General features: G+C 58.6%; 18 protein-coding genes and 1 tRNA gene. 12 read left to right on the plus strand and 7 right to left on the minus strand.

Annotation, left to right across the window (positions count from 1 at the left end):
* Positions 1-339: 339 nt before the first annotated feature.
* The 4 genes from GS620_RS15215 to GS620_RS15230 all read right to left on the minus strand — a co-directional run bounded on the left by GS620_RS15215 (position 340) and on the right by GS620_RS15230 (position 4,035).
* Positions 340-416: transfer RNA gene (locus GS620_RS15215), tRNA-Arg, on the minus strand.
* Positions 417-480: 64 nt separating this feature from the next.
* Complete coding sequence (locus tag GS620_RS15220) at positions 481-1,863, minus strand: HAMP domain-containing sensor histidine kinase (protein ID WP_253283963.1); 1,383 nt, start codon at positions 1,861-1,863, stop codon at positions 481-483.
* A gap of 18 nt (positions 1,864-1,881) precedes the next feature.
* Positions 1,882-3,300, minus strand: a complete 1,419-nt coding sequence (locus GS620_RS15225) for an NAD(P)/FAD-dependent oxidoreductase (RefSeq protein WP_171616732.1) — start codon at positions 3,298-3,300, stop codon at positions 1,882-1,884.
* A gap of 3 nt (positions 3,301-3,303) precedes the next feature.
* A complete protein-coding gene (locus GS620_RS15230) occupies positions 3,304-4,035 on the minus strand; it encodes a TVP38/TMEM64 family protein (RefSeq protein WP_171616734.1) in 732 nt (243 codons plus the stop codon).
* A 295-nt stretch (positions 4,036-4,330) separates the two neighbouring features.
* Between GS620_RS15230 and rpmH the strand changes: the two genes are divergently transcribed.
* From rpmH to GS620_RS15290, 12 genes are all read left to right on the plus strand, one after another.
* The gene (rpmH, locus tag GS620_RS15235; RefSeq protein WP_005980833.1) at positions 4,331-4,465 is read left to right on the plus strand and encodes a 50S ribosomal protein L34; all 135 of its coding nucleotides are present in this window, start codon (positions 4,331-4,333) and stop codon (positions 4,463-4,465) included.
* A gap of 25 nt (positions 4,466-4,490) precedes the next feature.
* The gene (gene rnpA / locus GS620_RS15240; RefSeq protein WP_171119624.1) at positions 4,491-4,916 is read left to right on the plus strand and encodes a ribonuclease P protein component; all 426 of its coding nucleotides are present in this window, start codon (positions 4,491-4,493) and stop codon (positions 4,914-4,916) included.
* Entirely contained in the window at positions 4,913-5,158 is a 246-nt protein-coding gene (gene yidD / locus GS620_RS15245; protein WP_152456928.1) for a membrane protein insertion efficiency factor YidD, read from the plus strand. Before rnpA ends, yidD begins: the two co-directional genes overlap by 4 nt.
* Positions 5,159-5,225: 67 nt before the next feature.
* Positions 5,226-6,842: an acyl-CoA dehydrogenase family protein gene (locus tag GS620_RS15250; RefSeq protein ID WP_171616736.1), complete on the plus strand. Its 1,617-nt coding sequence runs from the start codon at positions 5,226-5,228 to the stop codon at positions 6,840-6,842.
* A 43-nt stretch (positions 6,843-6,885) separates the two neighbouring features.
* Positions 6,886-7,779, plus strand: coding sequence for a tRNA 2-thiocytidine(32) synthetase TtcA (gene ttcA / locus GS620_RS15255; RefSeq protein WP_152456926.1), 894 nt, complete (start codon positions 6,886-6,888; stop codon positions 7,777-7,779).
* 61 nt (positions 7,780-7,840) lie between these two features.
* Positions 7,841-9,373: a bifunctional diguanylate cyclase/phosphodiesterase gene (locus GS620_RS15260; RefSeq protein WP_171616738.1), complete on the plus strand. Its 1,533-nt coding sequence runs from the start codon at positions 7,841-7,843 to the stop codon at positions 9,371-9,373.
* A gap of 126 nt (positions 9,374-9,499) precedes the next feature.
* A complete protein-coding gene (gene yidC / locus GS620_RS15265; protein ID WP_171616740.1) occupies positions 9,500-11,329 on the plus strand; it encodes a membrane protein insertase YidC in 1,830 nt (609 codons plus the stop codon).
* Positions 11,326-12,063 (plus strand): MOSC domain-containing protein, encoded by a 738-nt coding sequence (locus tag GS620_RS15270; RefSeq protein WP_171205990.1) that lies wholly within the window; start codon positions 11,326-11,328, stop codon positions 12,061-12,063. The genes yidC and GS620_RS15270 overlap by 4 nt, the downstream gene beginning before the upstream one ends.
* A complete protein-coding gene (yihA, locus tag GS620_RS15275) occupies positions 12,060-12,713 on the plus strand; it encodes a ribosome biogenesis GTP-binding protein YihA/YsxC (RefSeq protein WP_171229721.1) in 654 nt (217 codons plus the stop codon). Before GS620_RS15270 ends, yihA begins: the two co-directional genes overlap by 4 nt.
* Before the next feature lie 60 nt (positions 12,714-12,773).
* Entirely contained in the window at positions 12,774-13,637 is an 864-nt protein-coding gene (gene argB / locus GS620_RS15280; protein ID WP_171119631.1) for an acetylglutamate kinase, read from the plus strand.
* Between the two features lie 25 nt (positions 13,638-13,662).
* On the plus strand, positions 13,663-14,349 hold the full coding sequence (locus GS620_RS15285) for a ferredoxin (RefSeq protein WP_171616741.1): 687 nt from the start codon (positions 13,663-13,665) through the stop codon (positions 14,347-14,349).
* Positions 14,346-14,843: a histidine phosphatase family protein gene (locus GS620_RS15290; RefSeq protein ID WP_171119633.1), complete on the plus strand. Its 498-nt coding sequence runs from the start codon at positions 14,346-14,348 to the stop codon at positions 14,841-14,843. The genes GS620_RS15285 and GS620_RS15290 overlap by 4 nt, the downstream gene beginning before the upstream one ends.
* A gap of 49 nt (positions 14,844-14,892) precedes the next feature.
* On the opposite strand, the gene GS620_RS15295 is transcribed toward GS620_RS15290, so the two are convergent.
* From GS620_RS15295 to GS620_RS15305, 3 genes are read right to left on the minus strand one after another with little or no spacing between them, the layout of a single operon-like run.
* Positions 14,893-15,684, minus strand: coding sequence for an amino acid ABC transporter ATP-binding protein (locus tag GS620_RS15295; RefSeq protein ID WP_152456919.1), 792 nt, complete (start codon positions 15,682-15,684; stop codon positions 14,893-14,895).
* 12 nt (positions 15,685-15,696) lie between these two features.
* Entirely contained in the window at positions 15,697-16,995 is a 1,299-nt protein-coding gene (locus tag GS620_RS15300) for an amino acid ABC transporter permease (protein ID WP_171119635.1), read from the minus strand.
* Between the two features lie 3 nt (positions 16,996-16,998).
* Positions 16,999-18,231: an amino acid ABC transporter permease gene (locus GS620_RS15305; RefSeq protein ID WP_152456917.1), complete on the minus strand. Its 1,233-nt coding sequence runs from the start codon at positions 18,229-18,231 to the stop codon at positions 16,999-17,001.
* Positions 18,232-18,306: the final 75 nt, after the last annotated feature.

The raw sequence follows: 18,306 nt of genomic DNA on the forward strand, positions 1-18,306 counted from the left end.
CGCCATCTGCGCGTCGGTTCGTCAATAAAGATCGCTCATGTCTCCCCTCCGTTCTGGGAGCCGTGAGTCACGCAGCGCAGCGAAAATCAATGCATCCTGACCCTAGGAGTTAACTTAGAACTTGTATGGAAGTATGTCGCCCAGCAAAAAAACAGTAAACGGATAGAATATTTGGCTGAACCCGATCAGGTAACTCATAGTCAGTTTGAACTGACGAGTTATTTCCCGGTATCAATCCGTCGATGTCTACAGGCCATTCGAAACTAGCCACCACTTTGGCGGGTATGTTGGCGGGTAGCTGGTAAAAACCGCCATTTTTCCGATGAATTCAAAGGAAAATGGCGGACCGAGGAGGATTCGAACCCCCGACCCCTTGATTCGTAGTCAAGTACTCTATCCAGCTGAGCTATCGGTCCGCGTTGGTGAGGCGGTGTTTAGACCTGCTGCCCGAGACGTGCAAGCCGATTCTTCAAAAAAAAATCAAAAAGTCATGTCCCCGCGCGGAAGGCTGATTTCAAAGACTGTTCCCTCGGGTCCGGTCTCTTTCAAAACCAGATCCCCGCCATGGCCGCGCACCAGCTCCTGCGAGATTGCCAGCCCCAGACCCGAGCCACCCTTTCGGACCCCGCCCTGGAAAGGCGTGAACAGGTTTTCGCGCGCCTTGGGGGGAAGACCCGGCCCCGTGTCGCGGATTTCGATGCACCAAGCATCGTCGTTTTCACACCCCGCAATGGTAACCCGTCCAGGTTTTCCGGAGGCAACCAGAGCCTGTCTCGCGTTGCGCACGAGGTTCATGATGACGCGGTACAATTGTTCGGGGTCGGCGCGGGCCACAAGCGCGTCCGGCACTTCGTTCACGATTTCGACGCAGGCATCGGCGACGGCGAGTTGTTCGCTGGCCGCGACATCCGCCGCGATTGCGCGGATCGGAACCATAGTCAGAGTGGGCGCGGGCTCTTCCGCGCGGCCAAAGGCCAATGTGCTTTCACAAAGGGACACGGCCCGGGTGATGGAATTCACCAGTTTCGGCGCCATCCGCCGCACCAGCGGATCATCGCTGGCCTCGATCCGATCGGTAAACAGCTGCGCCGACGTCAGGATATTGCGCAAGTCATGGCTGACTTTGGCTACGGCCCCCCCAAGCTGCGCCAGCCTTTCCCGCTGTTTGAGCGCCTGGGTCAGGTCCGTTTGCAGCATCTTCAGTGCCTCCTCGGCCTCTCGCAGCTCCGTCACCTTCGAATTCGGCGAGATTATGCCACGCGCGTCCTCTGGCGCACTGGCATAGCGCTGCATGTAGCCGACGACGCTTTTGATGGGCCGCACAAGTACGACGCGTACGGCGAGAAACAGGAAAAACGCCGTGATGATGGAGATCACAAAGGACAGACCGAGAATACGCAACCCGTAGTCAATCATCGCCGTTCGCAACGGTATGCTGTCCATGGTGACTTCGATCAGAAGGCCTGCCCCCTTGACCGGTTCTCCGATGACCCGGATGACTTCGTTTTCGGGTTTGAGAAAGCGGCTGATCGCATCCCGGATAAGAATCCAGGGGCTTGCATCCCGCAAATCGAACGTGCCGGCGATTGGATCGGGAATCGGCGACGACAGCATCAGTTGCCGAACCTCATCCCGTCGCAATACGACATTGTAGACGCCTGCGTTTGCCAGCAGTTCCGCCTCAAGATCTTCGGCCAGCATATCATCCGCCAGCAAAGCCAGCGAGGCGATCTGCGCGCGTTCGAGCCTGTTCAACAGAAAGTCCTCGCGGAACCGGGCGATCGACGGGACAAAGATCAGAACCTCGGCCAACATGACGAAGACCGTCGTCAGGATCAGAAATCGGCCCGAAAGCGAGTTCAATTTGCGCCCCTCCTCAGGTCAGGGAATCCAGCGCTGGACGAACCTGACCACTCGTTTAACTGTCTGATTCTCAAACAGCCTTGGCGAGAAATAAGCACCCGCCACACGTTTGTTAAGCTCTCCGATCGTCGGATAGGGTGAAACCATGGCGGCGATCTGCCCCATCTTCAGGTTATTGGCCAAAGCCAACGACCACAAGTTGATCAACTCACCCGCCTGATGCCCGACGATTGTGGCGCCGACGGGTCGGCCTTTCACGACCATGACCTTGACGAAGCCTTTGGTTTTGCGCTCGGCAATCGCCCGGTCATTGTGGAGATAGTCAAAGCGGGCGATTTCGAGCTTTTTACCATGCGCCTCGCGGGCCTGAGCTTCGGTCAGTCCGACCTGGGCCAGCTCCGGGTCCGTATAGGTGGCCCAAGGAATATGTTCCGTTTTCGCCCTGGACGGCAGTCCGAACAGGGCCGAACGAATGATGACACCTGCATGATACCCTGCAACATGGGTGAATTGCAGGCCACCGGCCACATCTCCGATCGCATAGACGCAGCGATTGGTCGTGCGCAGCGCGTCATCCGTTCTGAGGCCTGTTTTCGTGCGTTCAATTCCGGCTGCCTCCAGGTTCAGACGCTCGATATTGGCTTTGCGACCGGCAGCGATCAAAAGATGAGAGCCCCGGTGAATTTCACCGTTTTCGGCAACGACTTCCACAGCGCCCTCTGTTCCGCGCACCTGCGCGATCATGGCGTTTTCCCGGATGTCCACGCCTTCACTGCGCAGGGTATCCAGCACCACGGAGGCAGCCTCGGGATCGTCTTTGCCCAAGGCTTTGAGCCCTTCGACGACCGTCACCCTGCTGCCGAGGCGTATATGGGCCTGCGCCATCTCCATCCCGATCGGGCCGCCCCCGATGATCAGCAGGTGATCTGGCCGCTCTCTCAAGTCAAAGATGGTTTCGTTCGTATAGTAGGGCACCGTGTCCAACCCCGGAATCGGCGGCACCAGCGGTGATGAACCGGTCGCGATGACGATGCGACGTGCACAGATGACATGATCCCCGGCCTGCACCTTTTCAGGGGATAAAAACGTGCCATATTCGCGGATGACCTTCACTCCGAAGCCTTCGAATCGCTGCTGACTGTCCATCGGTTCGATCTGCGCGATCACATCATGAACATGATCCTTTACTGCGGCGTAGTCGACCTGAGGGATTGTATCAGCGATGCCAAAACGAACGGAATGCGCCTGAGCATGGGCCGCTTTGCCACTTGCGATCAGCGCCTTCGACGGGACACAGCCGAAATTCAGGCAATCCCCGCCCATCTTGTGCCCTTCCAGCAGGACAACATCCGCGCCCATCTGGCTGGCGCCCGCAGCGACGGACAATCCTCCGGACCCGGCGCCAATGACCAGGAGATCGGTTTTCAACTCTTTCATGGTTCAGGTGCCTCTTTTCGCGCGCAGTGCTTTGAAAACGATGGGCAAGGCGGCCAATACGCACAACCCTGTAATCGGCCCGATCACGAACGGTTCCCACAGCAACGAAACATCAGGCGTTTCCCCACGGTCGAATACACCGCCCAAACCGACCCCGATCCACGTGTACACGATACCTCCGGGGATGATGCCCAGCGCGGTCGTCAAAAGAAAATTGCGGAACTTCACACCGACCAAAGCCGGCACGAGATTGGCAACAAAGAACGGCACCACCGGCACCAGACGCAGCAGAAACAACACCGAGATTTCGTTTTCCCGCAGACCGTCCTTCAGTTTCCTGACCGTGCCTTCTGATGATTCCAGGCGCGACGTCAGGGATTCGCCCAAGCCCCAGCGCGCCGCCAGAAAGATCGCCGACGCACCGATGGTGGCGGACACGACATTGAAAACGGTTCCCGCAAAAAGACCGAAAAGAAAACCGCCCGTCATCGAAGCCACCGCGGCACCGGGCAGTGAAAAGGCCACTATGACGACATAAATGGCGACAAAAGCGGCTGCCATGACCCAATAGTGACCGACCCGCCACGCCAGAAGCGCCTCGCGATTGTCCCGCAAGGTCTCGAAAGTCAGGTAATCCCCAAGCGTGAAAAAGCCGACAACGGCAACGCTCAGGATTACAAGCAACGGAATGTGGCGCGCGAAACCATTGCGCGGCGCCTGGCTCGTGTCGGACATCAGATTTTCCGGTTCTTTGTGCTTCATCTTGTGCCCAAGATGCGCTGACTGACGGGCCAGCAACAGGGGGATCACGGGGCCTTGATCTTTGTGGCACCGAATGTGAGAGATTTCGGCGATAAACGGGTATTTTGAAACCTTTTGCCGTAGCCGGTAACAGAATTGTTGCAAAAGCTGCGAAAACCTGGCCGTTGGGGTTTGACTTACCCCCCGCTTGGCAGTAGAGGACGGGCTTCGAACACCACGGGCAGGCGAATCCGCGCCGCACCCGACCGCATAGATTGGAGACGGAGCGATGAAACGCACCTATCAGCCTTCGAACCTGGTTCGCAAACGCCGCCACGGTTTCCGCGCGCGCATGGCCACTAAGGCCGGCCGCAAGATCCTGAATGCACGCCGCGCACGCGGCCGCAAATCGCTGAGCGCGTAAACCGCTCACCGATCAGGTTATGAACATGACGCCGCCGGAGGCCCCTGAGGTTGGTAGGAACCACCCCGGGAACAAGCCCCCGGCGGCGTCCGTTTGTGCATCTGCACCCCTGACCGTTCTCAAGAAGCGGTCCGACTTTCTGAAAGCGGCGCGTGCCCGCCGACAAGGCACGTCTTCGATGATGGTTCAGGCCCGCAAGCGCGCGCCCGGCGAGGGCGTCGGGATTCGCGTGGGCTTCACTTGCTCGAAAAAAGTGGGCAATGCCGTGGCCCGCAACGGCGCCAAGCGCCGTCTGCGCGAAGCCGCGCGGGCCGTGTTGCCCGAAGCCGGCCGCGACGGGTGGGATTACGTCCTGATCGGCCGCGCCGAGGTTACCGCCAACCGCCCCTATGACGCACTGTTGGACGACCTGCGCTATGCGCTCCGCAAGGTGCATGCGGCCGAAAAATGACCTTCCTGTCCCATATCGTCGCCCTGCCTGTTCGGGCGTATCGGCTGATCTTCAGCCCATGGGTCGGTTTCAACTGTCGCTACCAACCCACCTGTTCCGCCTATGCGCTTGAGGCGCTGGAGAAACACGGGGCGGTCAAAGGATCCTACCTGGCCGCTCATCGGATCTGCCGTTGCCACCCTTGGGGCGGCGACGGATACGATCCGGTACCTGACGACAAGCATAACGACCCTTCGTCCTGACCCCTCGTCAGACTTGACCGGCAAGTGCCGCGCCTGAACAGTTGGACCAGTCCAACCCGAGGTCCCGATGAAATCCCCAGCGCGCGATACCCTGCCAACCCACGATGTCCTGAACCAACCGCCCGCGCGCGGCGGCACCGATCTTTGGCTGTCCGATCCGGTCCTGCAAGACGCAGCAAAGACAGCGGGCGCGCGCGCTTTGGAACTGGCGGCATATGGCAAAACACTCGGAACCGAAGAAACGCGGGAACTGGGTCGGGAAGCCAACCGGCATCCGCCAGAGCTGCGGCTGTTCGATCCCGGCGGCAGACGCCTGGACGAGGTGCGCTTTCACCCGGCCTATCATCAGATGATGCAGATCAGCCAATCGGCGGGCTATGCCGCACTGGCCTGGGATAGACAGCCCGGAGGGCACGCGACCCATGCGGCGATGGTCTATTTGGCCGGACAGGTCGAACCCGGGCATTGCTGCCCGATGACCATGACCTATGCAGCAATCCCTGCACTGGCCGCCAATGAACACATTGCCTCACTCTGGCAGCCAAAACTCATGGCCCGCCACTATGATCCTTCGAAGAAACCGATCGGTCAAAAGACCAGCGTGACGCTGGGGATGGCCATGACCGAGAAACAGGGCGGTTCGGACATACGCGCTAATACGACCATTGCGACCCGCGACGGGGATCACTGGCGCTTGCGCGGGCACAAGTGGTTCTGTTCCGCGCCAATGTCGGATGGGTTCCTGACACTGGCGCAGGCGCCCGGCGGGTTGACCTGTTTTCTGGTGCCCCGCTGGCTCGAGAGCGAACGCAATGCGATCCACCTGATGCGTCTGAAGGACAAGCTGGGCAACAAATCCAACGCATCTTCGGAAATCGAGTATCATGACGCGCTGGCCTATCAGTTGGGCGAAGAAGGCGCGGGCGTGCGCACCATACTGGAAATGGTGCACCACACGCGGCTTGATACAGCCATGGCGCCGGCCGGGCTGATGCGTGCCGCGCTCAGCGCAGCGCATCATTGGGTGGAACACCGCAGCGCATTTCAGCGCCGATTGATTGATCAACCGCTGATGCAAGCGGTCCTGTCCGACCTTGTTCTGGACTGGGAAGGCGCAGTGACTCTGGGAATGCGTGTGGCGCAGGCATTTGACGGCCAGACACCCGAAGACAAGGCCTTTGCCCGGATCGGCGTCGCATTGGCCAAGTTCCTGAACAACAAGCGCTGCCCGGTCGTCGTCGTCGAAGCGATGGAAGTGCTGGGCGGCATGGGGTACGTCGAAGACACGCCCTTGCCCCTGATCTATCGTGAAGCGCCCCTGAACAGCATCTGGGAGGGGTCAGGCAATGTGATCTGCCTCGATATCCTGCGCACCCTGGCGCGTGAGCCGCTGGCCGCCGAGGTTCTGGGGGCCGAGTTGGATGCGGTGAGAGGCACGGACAGAAGTTATGACGCAGCTCTGACCGCGCATCGCAGCCGCTGGCCCGGTCCGCCGCCCGAGGCCGAAGCGCGCTGGTACGCTGAACGTACGGCTCTGCTGCTGACAGCCTCGCAATTGCTGCGCCATGCGCCCGGCGCTGTGGCTGATGGCTTTGTTGCCACACGTCTTTCCGGTGACAGCGGCCGCATTCCCGGAGCAGTAGCCGGGTTGGATACCGGCGCCCTGCTGGCGCGGCTTGGCTGACCCGCCACTTGCCCGGTTGCGCCATCTGCTGTAGGGGCAGCGCATGTTTGATGATGCAGACGATATCCACCCGCTCTTTGCTGGCGCGCCCTCGACCACCGAGTTCAAGAAACTGCGCAAACGCATCGTGCGCCAGACCCGCGAAGCGATCGAGCAATACGGGATGGTGGACCCCTCCGCCCATGACAAGACCGGCACACCGCCGCGTTGGCTTGTCTGCCTGTCGGGCGGCAAGGACAGTTATACGCTGCTGGCCGTCCTCTACGAACTCAAATGGCGCGGATTGCTGCCCGTCGATCTTCTGGCTTGCAATCTGGATCAGGGACAACCCGGATTTCCGGCAACGGTCCTGCCAGAGTTTCTGGACCGCATGGGTGTGCCACACAGGATCGAGTACCAGGACACCTACTCTGTTGTGATGGACAAGGTCCCGCAGGGCCGAACATATTGCGCCCTGTGCTCGCGACTTCGCCGCGGCAACCTGTATCGCATTGCCCGGGAAGAAGGCTGTTCCGCCGTCGTGCTGGGCCACCACCGCGACGATATTCTCGAAACGTTTTTCATGAACCTCTTCCACGGAGGCCGTCTGGCCACCATGCCACCGAAACTGGTGAATGAAGAGGGAGATCTTTTTGTCTTCCGCCCGCTTGCCCACGTCGCCGAAGCCGACTGCGAGAAATTTGCCAAGGCCATGCAATATCCGATCATCCCCTGCGATTTGTGCGGCAGTCAGGACGGGTTGCAACGGCAGCAGGTCAAACAGATTCTCGATCAATGGGAAAAGAACAGTCCAGGTCGGCGTCAGGTTATGTTCCGCGCGTTAACAAATGCACGCCCGTCGCACCTTCTGGATGCGAAACTCTTTGATTTTGTTAATCTTTCCGTAAACTCTGACGAAAAAGCGGAAAATTTGGAAGAAATACCGCTGCTGCGTTAACGACTGACTCAGACTGGTTTCCTAGGCTCGGCATACCATTCATGCCCAAGGTCAGGACCCGATGCGGAATCATCCTTTCGTCGACCGTATTATTGAAGCTTTGAGAAATGTGGCATACGGCCCAGCCGTTCTTGCCTTTGTTCCGGCAACAAGCCTGGGGGCGTTCTGGCTTGGCGGTGAACGCGCTTTGGTCGCGGTGGCCCTGGGCTTGCCCATGATGATTGCCGGTATAGGCGCAATAGCACCCAGCCCGGCAGACAGGAAACGGCAACAGGGTGGCCTGCTGCCGAATGACCAGTTCGAAACCGTTCTGGCAGAGGTGCTCTCGGATAGTCGCCGCAAAGGTGAAACGTCGGCCTGTTTCGCTGTGATCCTGGACGACTATACGCAAATACTTGAACTGCATGGCCAAGCAGCAGCAAACCATGTGGCACAGCAATTCTGCTCTCGTGTCATGTCCATGATCCGCGCCAGTGACTCCGCGACCCGGATCGATGGAAACAAGATGATGGTTGTTCTGCACCCGGCGCAACAGCTTGATCTGGAAACCTGCATTCAGATGTCGGGACGAATGCAATCCGCGGTCGAAGACCCCATCATGCTGAACGGAACCGGAGTTTACTTGTCCTGCTCTATCGGTTTCTGCCTCAGCAGCAATGTCCCCGACGGCACCGCGACGGATTGGTGCAACGCTGCAAACAACGCGCTGCAAGAAGCACAGCAAAACGGGCCGTCGACGATTCGTGCCTTTTCGTCCGAAACACGTCGCCGGGCTCAGGTCAGAACCAATCTGCGCAAGGAATTTGATGCGGCGCTGGAAAGCGGTGAAATTCGTCCATGGTTTCAACCGCAGATCTCGACGGATACCGGGCGCGTGTCCGGGTTCGAGGCTCTGGCCCGCTGGGAACACCCGAAAAAAGGAGTGCTGGGTCCCAATGTCTTTCTGCCCTTTGCCGAACAGGCGGAGTTGATGGGCAAACTGGGGCAGGCGATGCGGCATCACGCCTTTTGCGCAATGCGCGAATGGGATCGCGCCGGTCTGACCGTACCACGCATCGGCATCAACTTTTCGTCGGACGAATTGCGTGACCCGGGGCTGATCGACCGCCTGAAATGGGAATTGGATCAATGCGATCTGACCCCGGACAGATTGGCGGTCGAAGTATTGGAGACCGTGTTTTCCAGAGGGCCGGATGACGTAATCACCCGCAATGTCACGGGCTTGGCCGCGATGGGGTGCTGTATCGATCTGGACGATTTCGGCACAGGGCATGCCTCGATCGCGTCAATCAAGCGGTTCAACGTGTCCCGGATCAAGATCGACCGCTCTTTCGTGACAAAGGCGGACCAGGACCCAAGCCAGCAGCAGTTGGCCAGCGCAATTCTGACCATGGCAGAACGGCTGAACCTGGAAACGCTTGCTGAAGGTGTTGAAACGCCCGGAGAACACGCCTTGATGGCGCAATTGGGATGTGACCATGTTCAAGGGTTTGGCATCGGCAAGCCCATGCCTTTCGAAAAAACCGAGGGCTGGATCACGTCTCATCGCAACAAGGTCGACGGAATGCCCAAAATCGGGCGGCAAACCGGCTGAAGAACCGGAAACTGCGCCACAGAAGACCAATCCGTGACGAAATGACGAGCGATTCCGCTTGACCTTTGGGCCTGCACTCTGTTGAACCCTGCGGGTGTCTTTCACTGCTCAAGGTGGCTGTCCCAGATGGACGATCAGAACAAGAATCTCATCCTCGCAACCGCGCTCAGCTTTCTCGTGATCCTGGTCTGGTTCGTGCTGTTCCCCCCGCCGGAACCCACACCAACCACGGAACAGGCTGAAATCGCCAGCATCGAAGGGAATGAGGTTCAGACGCCCAGCGCCGCTGATACCGGTACGGTCGGCGAAGCAACTGCAAGCGCCACTGAAGCCGAAGCCGAACCCGAGGCGCCCCGCGTCAGCATCGACACGCCCCGCCTGACGGGCAGCCTGTCGCTTGCCGGTGGCCGAATTGATGAGCTGTCGCTGAAGGATTACAAGGTTTCACTGGCCGAGGATTCTCCGATCGTCGAACTTCTGTCCCCGGTTGGAAGTGACTCTGCCTATTATGCGCTTTATGGCTGGGCCCCCGGTGCGGGCCTGTCGGTAGCGGACGTTCCCGGCCCGAACACTCTTTGGACGCTTGAGCAGGGCGAAACTCTGGGTGTTGACACTCCGATCACGCTGGCCTGGGACAATGGAAACGGCCTCACCTTCCGCCGCACCATTGCCGTTGATGAAGACTATATGTTCTCGGTCACCCAGTCGGTCGAGAACACCACGGACGCTGAGGTCGGCATGGCCCCCTACGGCATTCTGGCACGCCACGGTATAGGCGAAGACGGTGACCTGCCGGGCCTGAAGAACTTCTTCATTCTTCACGAAGGCGTCATGGTCATGGCTGACGGCGTTCTGGATGAGATCGACTATGGCGATGTGCGCGATTTCGATATCGACCCCAATGAACGCGCACAGGCCGAGGTCTATCAGGTCAAAGAAGGCGGCTGGATCGGGTTTACGGATCACTACTGGATGACCACCCTGATCCCGGCCGAGGGTTCAGCGTTCAAGGCCGCTGCCAAATACGATTCACGTCGTAAAATCTATCAGACGGAAACAGTGCTGCCGACGCTGACGGTCGCGCCCGGTACGACGGAAGAGGTCACGACCAGACTGTTCGCCGGTGCCAAGGAATGGGAAACCATCCGGGAGTATCAGGCGGAAGGTGTTCAGAAGTTCATCGACAGCATCGACTGGGGTTGGTTCTACTTCCTGACCAAGCCGATCTTCTGGCTGCTGCACAACATCAATGCCCTGATTGGGAACATGGGGTGGTCAATCATCGGCCTGACGCTGATCATCAAGGCCATCCTGTTCCCGCTTGCCTTCAAGTCATACGTCTCGATGGCGAAGATGAAGGAATTGCAGCCGCAAATGGAAGCCCTGAAAGAAGCCGCAGGCGATGATCGCCAGAAAATGCAGCAGGGCATGATGGAGCTGTACAAAAAGGAAAAGGTGAACCCTGCCGCAGGCTGCTTGCCAATTCTGTTGCAGATTCCGATTTTCTTCTCGCTGTACAAGGTTATTTTCGTGACGATCGAGCTGCGTCAGGCCCCATGGTTCGGCCCGTTCCAGGACCTGAGCGCGCCGGATCCGACGTCGATCTTCAACTTCTTTGGCTTGCTGCCTTGGGCCGCACCTGCACCCGAAAGCCTGATGGCGCTGATCTTCATCGGTATTCTGCCACTGCTGCTGGGTATTTCGATGTGGTTGCAGCAGAAACTGAACCCGGCGCCAACCGATCCGACGCAGGCCATGATCTTTGCCTGGATGCCTTGGGTCTTCATGTTCATGCTGGGTGGTTTCGCCAGTGGTCTGGTCGTGTACTGGATCGCGAACAACACGATCACGTTCACACAGCAATATCTGATCATGCGCAGCCAGGGCTATAAGCCGGATGTATTCGGAAACATAAAGTCCGGTTTCAAGCGGACGCCAAAAACGGACAACAAATGAGCGGAACGGTCTCAAGCCTTTGGCGCCACCCGATCAAAAGCCATGGGCGAGAAGCCCTGAGCCAAGTCACACTCATCCCCGGGCAGACCATGCCCGGGGATCGCGTTTGGGCGGTCGCTCATGAGGCCGCCAAAACCGATGGTTCGGAATGGGCACCCTGTTTCAATTTCAGCCGCGGTTCAAAAGCGCCTCAGTTGATGGCCATTTCGGCCGAATTGCAGGGCGACCGGGTTACATTGCGCCACCCGCAGCGACCGGATCTCGGTTTTGCGCCGGACACCGAACAAGAGGCTTTTCTGGACTGGGTAAAGCCACTTATGCCGGCGGACCGGGCCGCATCTGCCCGGATCGTTCGGGTTCCGGGGCGCGGTATGACGGACAGCGACTTTCCATCGATCAGCCTGTGCAACATGGCATCGCATCGCGCAGTCGAACAGAAACTGGACCGGACTCTGTCCATTGTTCGATGGCGCGGCAATATCTGGTTCGAAGGTCTGCCGTTATGGGATGAGTTTGACTGGCTGGGTCGTGACGTGCGCATTGGCGAGGCCGTGCTTCGCGTCCGCGAACGGATCACGCGATGTATGGCCACCACCGCCAATCCCGAAACCGGTGAGAGGGACGCAGACACCCTGCGCGCCCTGAACAGTTGGGACCATCAGGATTTCGGCGTTTACGCCGAGGTAGTCCAGGGTGGCGAAATCCGCGTCAACGATGAGGTGCAGCTGCTATGACCGCGCTTCCCTTCCCCCTGGCCGAAGACCCGGATGAATTCGCCCAGGAGCGAGGCCGCAAACTGTTTGCAGGCCCGTCCGAGTTCGTCAAAGGCGTTGTCGCCATGAATGGCCTTCCCGCCCCTGACCGGTTGGAAGTCTGTTTTGCGGGGCGTTCGAACGTGGGCAAATCCAGCCTGATCAATGCCTTGACCGGCACGAAGGGTCTGGCCCGCGCATCCAACACGCCTGGCCGCACGCAAGAGATCAACTTTTTCACCCAAGGCCCTGAACTCTATCTCGTGGACCTGCCGGGCTATGGCTATGCAAACGCCCCGGTGAAAGTGGTCGAGAAGTGGCAGAAGCTGCTGAAACAATATCTCAGCGGGCGCCAGACACTGCGCCGCGCCTTTGTCCTGATCGACTCGCGCCACGGGGTAAAACCGGTCGATGACGAAATCATGAAGTTGCTGGACACCAGCGCCGTGACATTTCAATGCGTTCTGACCAAGGCAGACAAGGTCAAAGCCAAGGATCGCGAGAAGGTGCTGGAGCAAACCCGGGCCGCGTTGTCCAAACATCCCGCGGCATTTCCGGAAATCGTGCTTACCTCTTCCGAAAAGGGTGACGGCATCGCGACCCTGCGGTCCATCATTGCCCATCTGGAATAGCTTCGCCCTTGGCAGCGTGGGGCAAAGGTCCTAACACGGTTTTCCAGAAGGACTTTAGCTATGAAGACACGAGATATGAACCGGGACTGGATCGCCACCGCAGCCACACTCAACAGTGCCCTGCCCTATCTGCAGCGCTATGATGGAGCCATCGTGGTCATCAAACTTGGCGGACACGCCATGGGCAGCGATGAGGCGATGGAAAGCTTTGCCCGGGACGTGGTTCTGATGCGCCAGGTGGGTGTGAACCCGGTGGTCGTCCACGGCGGTGGTCCGATGATCAATGCAATGCTGGGCAAGTTGGACATTCAATCCGAATTCGTGAACGGCAAGCGAGTGACCGACAAGGCCACGGTTGAAGTGGTCGAAATGGTTCTGTCCGGACTCGTGAACAAGCGCATCGTACAGGCGATCAATGATCAGGGCGGATCAGCCGTGGGCCTGTCCGGCAAGGACGCAGGCCTGATGGTCTGCGATCAAACGGATGCGTCGCTGGGCTTTGTCGGCACCCCTGCCGAGATGAATCCGAAGATCCTGCATGATCTGTTTTCACATGACGTAATCCCGGTCATCGCCCCGCTTGGTGCAGGCCGCGACGGTGAAACATTCAACGTCAATGGTGACACGGCAGCCGGAGCAATCGCTTCTTCGCTCAAGGCAGACCGTCTGTTGCTGCTGACGGATGTTTCCGGTGTCAAGAACGCGGCGGGCGATGTCGTGACCGAACTCAAGGCCGGTCAGATAAGGGAAATGACCCGCGAAGGCACCATTGCAGGCGGTATGATACCCAAGACAGAAACCGCACTGGACGCCCTGCACAGCGGCGTTCGGGCTGTCGTCATACTTGATGGGCGCGCACCCAATGCCGTGCTGCTGGAGCTGTTCACGGAACATGGGGCCGGGTCGCTGATACGCCCGGACTGATCCCCGCAAGAGAGGAGGATGAGACATGACACATCTTGCACAGCCTTCCTCTGATCCTGACGCGACGCCTTATGAAAAGGTTGAAAACGCCGCCCGTGATGCTGGATTGTTGGTCATGGGAGCGCTGCATCCTCGCCACGTTGCAGCCAAAGACCTCGAAACCGGCACGCTGATCCTGTTGGGGGCCGGGCCGGAATTCTGGCCCGTACTAAAGGCCTCACCGGAATGGCACCAGGCCGACCCCGTTGACCGATGGTCGCAAAGGATCGTCGGTCAGATGGCCGAAAGGCTCGGCGCACAGGCGTATTTCCCGTTCGGCGGCCCTCCGTACACGCCATTCATTGACTGGGCGCTCAAATCTGGGCGGACGTTCAGCAGCCCGGTCGGGGCATTGGTGCATGATACCGTTGGGATGATGATTTCCTATCGGGGCGCACTGCATTTTGCCGAAGAGTTCGCCATCCCGGCCCCTTCCGGCGTGTCGCCTTGCGAAAGCTGCGCCGCGCCTTGCACGACGACCTGTCCGGTCAGCGCGCTGAACGCGCAGGAGTTCTATGATGTCGCTGCATGCCACGACCATCTGGGCACCGCTGAAGGTCAAACCTGTATGGCGGGCGGGTGTCTGGCCCGCCTAGCCTGCCCTCTGAGCGCGGGCGCAGGACGCGACCCGGAACAATCGGCCCATCACATGAAAGCCTTTCATCCGTCATGACCCGAATTCTGATCCTGACACGTCATGCGAAATCCAGCTGGGATAGCCCGGGTCTTGGCGATCATGACCGCCCGCTGAACAAGCGTGGACGAAAGTCAGCCCCGGCCATCGCTGCTTGGTTGCGTCACCACGGTTGGTTGCCGGATGAAGTCCTAAGCTCTACATCAACTCGCACCCGCGAGACATGGGATCGCATGGGTTTGCAGGCCGATAAAGTCAGCTTTCACAGCGCGCTCTACCACGCTGATTCAAAGGTCATGCTGCGAGAGCTTTCAGGTGCTACGGAACCGGCGGTATTGATGTTGGGCCACAATCCCGGGATCGCCGATTTTGCCAACCGTCTGGTGCGACAACCGCCAAATCATACACGCTTTTTCGATTATCCAACCTGTGCAACAACCGTCATGTCGTTCGACTTAAACAGCTGGGCCGAGGTCCGATGGCAAACCGGGACGGTGCTGGGGTTCACCATCCCGCGTGAGTTGATCGAATAGAAAAAGGCGGGGCAACACCCCGCCATAATTCTTTCAGCCTTTGTGCAGGTCAGTGACCCAGAATCTGGCTCAGGAACAGTTTGGTCCGCTCGCTTTGCGGGTTGTTGAAGAACTCTTCGGGTTCGTTCTGCTCCACGATCTGACCGGCATCCATGAAGATCACGCGGTTGGCGACCTGACGGGCAAAACCCATCTCGTGCGTCACGCACAGCATGGTCATGCCTTCCTCGGCCAGTTCGATCATGGTGTCGAGCACCTCTTTGATCATCTCGGGGTCCAGCGCCGATGTCGGTTCATCGAACAACATGATCCGTGGCATCATGCAGAGCGAGCGGGCGATCGCCACACGCTGCTGTTGACCGCCGGAAAGCTGACCGGGAAACTTGTCAGCCTGCTCGGGGATTTTCACCTTTTCCAGGAAATGCATCGCCCGCTCTTCAGCCTCTTTCTTGGGCGTCTTGCGCACCCAGATTGGGGCCAGCGTACAGTTTTCCAGAATGGTCAGGTGCGGGAACAGGTTGAAGTGCTGGAACACCATTCCGACCTCGGAGCGAATCTTGTCGATGTTCTTCAGGTCATTCGACAGCTCGATACCGTCCACCACGATCTTGCCTTGCTGGTGTTCTTCCAGCGCGTTCAGGCAGCGGATCAGGGTGGACTTGCCCGAACCCGACGGGCCCGCGATCACGATCCGCTCGCCCTGATTGACGGTCAGATTGATGTCGCGCAGCACGTGGAAGGACCCGTACCACTTGTTCATGCTGTTGATTTCAATGGCGACCTCGTCGCTCACCTGCATCTTGGAGCGGTCGATTTCGCGGTCGATTGCAAGTTCAGACATGTGTTGAACTCCTTAACGATGATCTGTGGCAAGGCGACGCTCGAGCCACTGAGAATATTGAGAGATGCCGTAGCAGACGACGAAGAACAGAAGCGCGGCAAAGCCCAGAAGCTCCCAGTAGACGCCGTTCCATTCGGTCGACGCCAGGATGGGTCCCCGGATCATGCCCACCAGATCGAACATCGAAATGACCGAAACCAGTGTAGTATCCTTGAACAGGCCCACGGCCACGTTCACAATCCCGGGGATCGAGATCTTCAGCGCCTGCGGCAGGATGATGAGCCGCATCGCCTGCGGATAATCCAACCCAAGACTGTCTGCGGCCTCGTACTGCCCGCGCGGAAGCGCTGCCAGACCGCCGCGGATCACCTCGGCGATATAGGCGGACGAGAACATGGTGATCATGATCACCACGCGCAGGAACAGGTCGACCGTGCTGTCAGGCGGGAAGAAATAGGCCAGCATCACCGAAGCCACGAACAGCAGCGTGATCAGAGGCACGCCGCGGATGAACTCGATGAAGATGACGCAGACCCACTTGATCAGCGGCATGTTCGACTGTCGCCCCAAGGCCAGTGCGATCCCAAGTGGTACCGACAGCGACACACAGGTTACGCCCAGCATCATGTTCAGCATGAAACCGCCCAAGTCACGGCTGGGAACGGCCGTCAGCCACGCATTCTCTGATGCGCCTTCCGGGATCAGGGCCCCTCCGACGTTCCAGATGACCAGTGCCGTCACAATTGCGCCGAAGAACCCGGCGGCAAAGTTGTTGTTGCCCAGCTTCTGGAAGACACCACCGGCGGCTATGCAGCCAACTAGTGCAACCAGAGGCACGAGGATCGTGCCACCCCAGATCAGCCAGAAAGCCAGGAAGGGATAGACCGCAGTGAACAACAGCATCTTGCGAGGCAAGTCAAAGAACAGCACCGGCGCAATCGCCACCAGCATCAGAACAAAGGCCAGGTTCGGCCGCCAATAGGCATCGACGGGGTACTTGAACCCATAGATCAGCTGAGGCCAGCGTTCCGTCAGAACCGCGAAACAGGCTCCGGTCTTGTCCCCCAGAATCTCGCGGCATTCCGCGAGCGAGTTGGCATTCCACACTCCGTTCAGAATCCATGGCAAGGTATTCTTGAGAAGAATGTAGATCAGGATCAGCGACAGAACTGTCAGGATCGAGTTGACGACCCCTGAGAACAGATTCTCGCGCAGCCATTTGATGACGCCGGTCTCATTTGCCGGCGGCGGTGAGGGCGGGATGGTGCCTTCGGCCACGAAGGCGATCGGGTTTGTTGCTTGATCACTCATGGCTCAGCGCTCCTTCAGCTTGACGGAAGCGTTGTAGATGTTCATCCCCGTCGAAATCAGCAGCGAGGCCGTGAGGTAGAACAACATCAGCAGCAGAACGCATTCAATCGCCCGGCCGGTCTGGTTCAGGGTAATACCACCCAGTGTTGCGGTGATATCCGCATAGCCAACGGCAATCGCGAGAGACGAGTTCTTGGTGATATTCAGATACTGCGAGATCAGCGGCGGGATGATGACCCGCAATGCCTGGGGCAGGATGACCAGTTTCATGATCCGTCCCTGACGCAGGCCCAACGCGGCGGCCGCCTCGGTCTGACCTTTGCTGATCGCCTGAATACCCGCACGCACGTTTTCCGCGATAAAGGCACCGGTATAGATCGACAGGGCAAACCACAGCGCAATCAGTGGACCACCGGCATTCAGTCCACCGCTGAAGTTAAAGCGCTTCAGCTCGGGGACATCCCAAGTCAGGCCCATGATGATCATCAACAGCACAAAAGGCACCAGCCAGATTGCCAGTTTCGGCAACAGCGTCGCGGGGCGCTCGCCAGTTTCTTCCTGCTTCTTGGTCGCGCGTTTTTCGACTTCGCCACTAACGAACCACGATCCGATCAAGACGGCGATGACCAGCAACCAGTTCAGGGCTGTCGATGCAAACAGGCCATTGGCGAACTCGGGACGGGGAAAATAAATGCCTCTATTGGTAAAGGCGAAGGACCCAAACAGCATTGAAGACGTCGGGTTTTCCCCCCGGAACGCGCTGGGCGCCGGCAGCACGGCCGTCATGATCGTGAAGATGATGATGATCCAGATCAGAACCGGGATGTTCCGGAAGATCTCGACATATACTGCCATCAGCTTCGACACGAGCCAGTTGTTCGACAGTCTCAGAACACCCGCGATCACACCGAAAACCGTTGCGGTGATACAGGCCAGGAAGGCCACGAGCAGTGTGTTCAGCAAACCGACAAGTGCCGCGCGTGCATGCGATGACTGACTGTCATATTCAACAAGACGCTGGTTGATGTCGTACCCGGCGGAATCGCCGAGGAAAGCATAGGAAATATTGAGCCCTGCGGCCCTGAGGTTCTGGATCAGGTTGTTGCCCAGATACCAGATGGAAAGCGCAATGACGATGGCCGCAATCACCTGAAATGTAAGAGAGCGATAGCGGGTATCGTTTATGAGCATAGACAACCGAAAATCAGCTTTCGGTGGGTCAGTCATAGTCGACATATTTTGGGATCCCCGTGGCTTGCGAGCTGTTTCATTTCGGCGAGGTTTTCCCCGCTCTGCATCTGCCCGCAGCAA

Source organism: Ruegeria sp. HKCCD6428, from assembly GCF_013110595.1.
Lineage (GTDB): Bacteria > Pseudomonadota > Alphaproteobacteria > Rhodobacterales > Rhodobacteraceae > Ruegeria.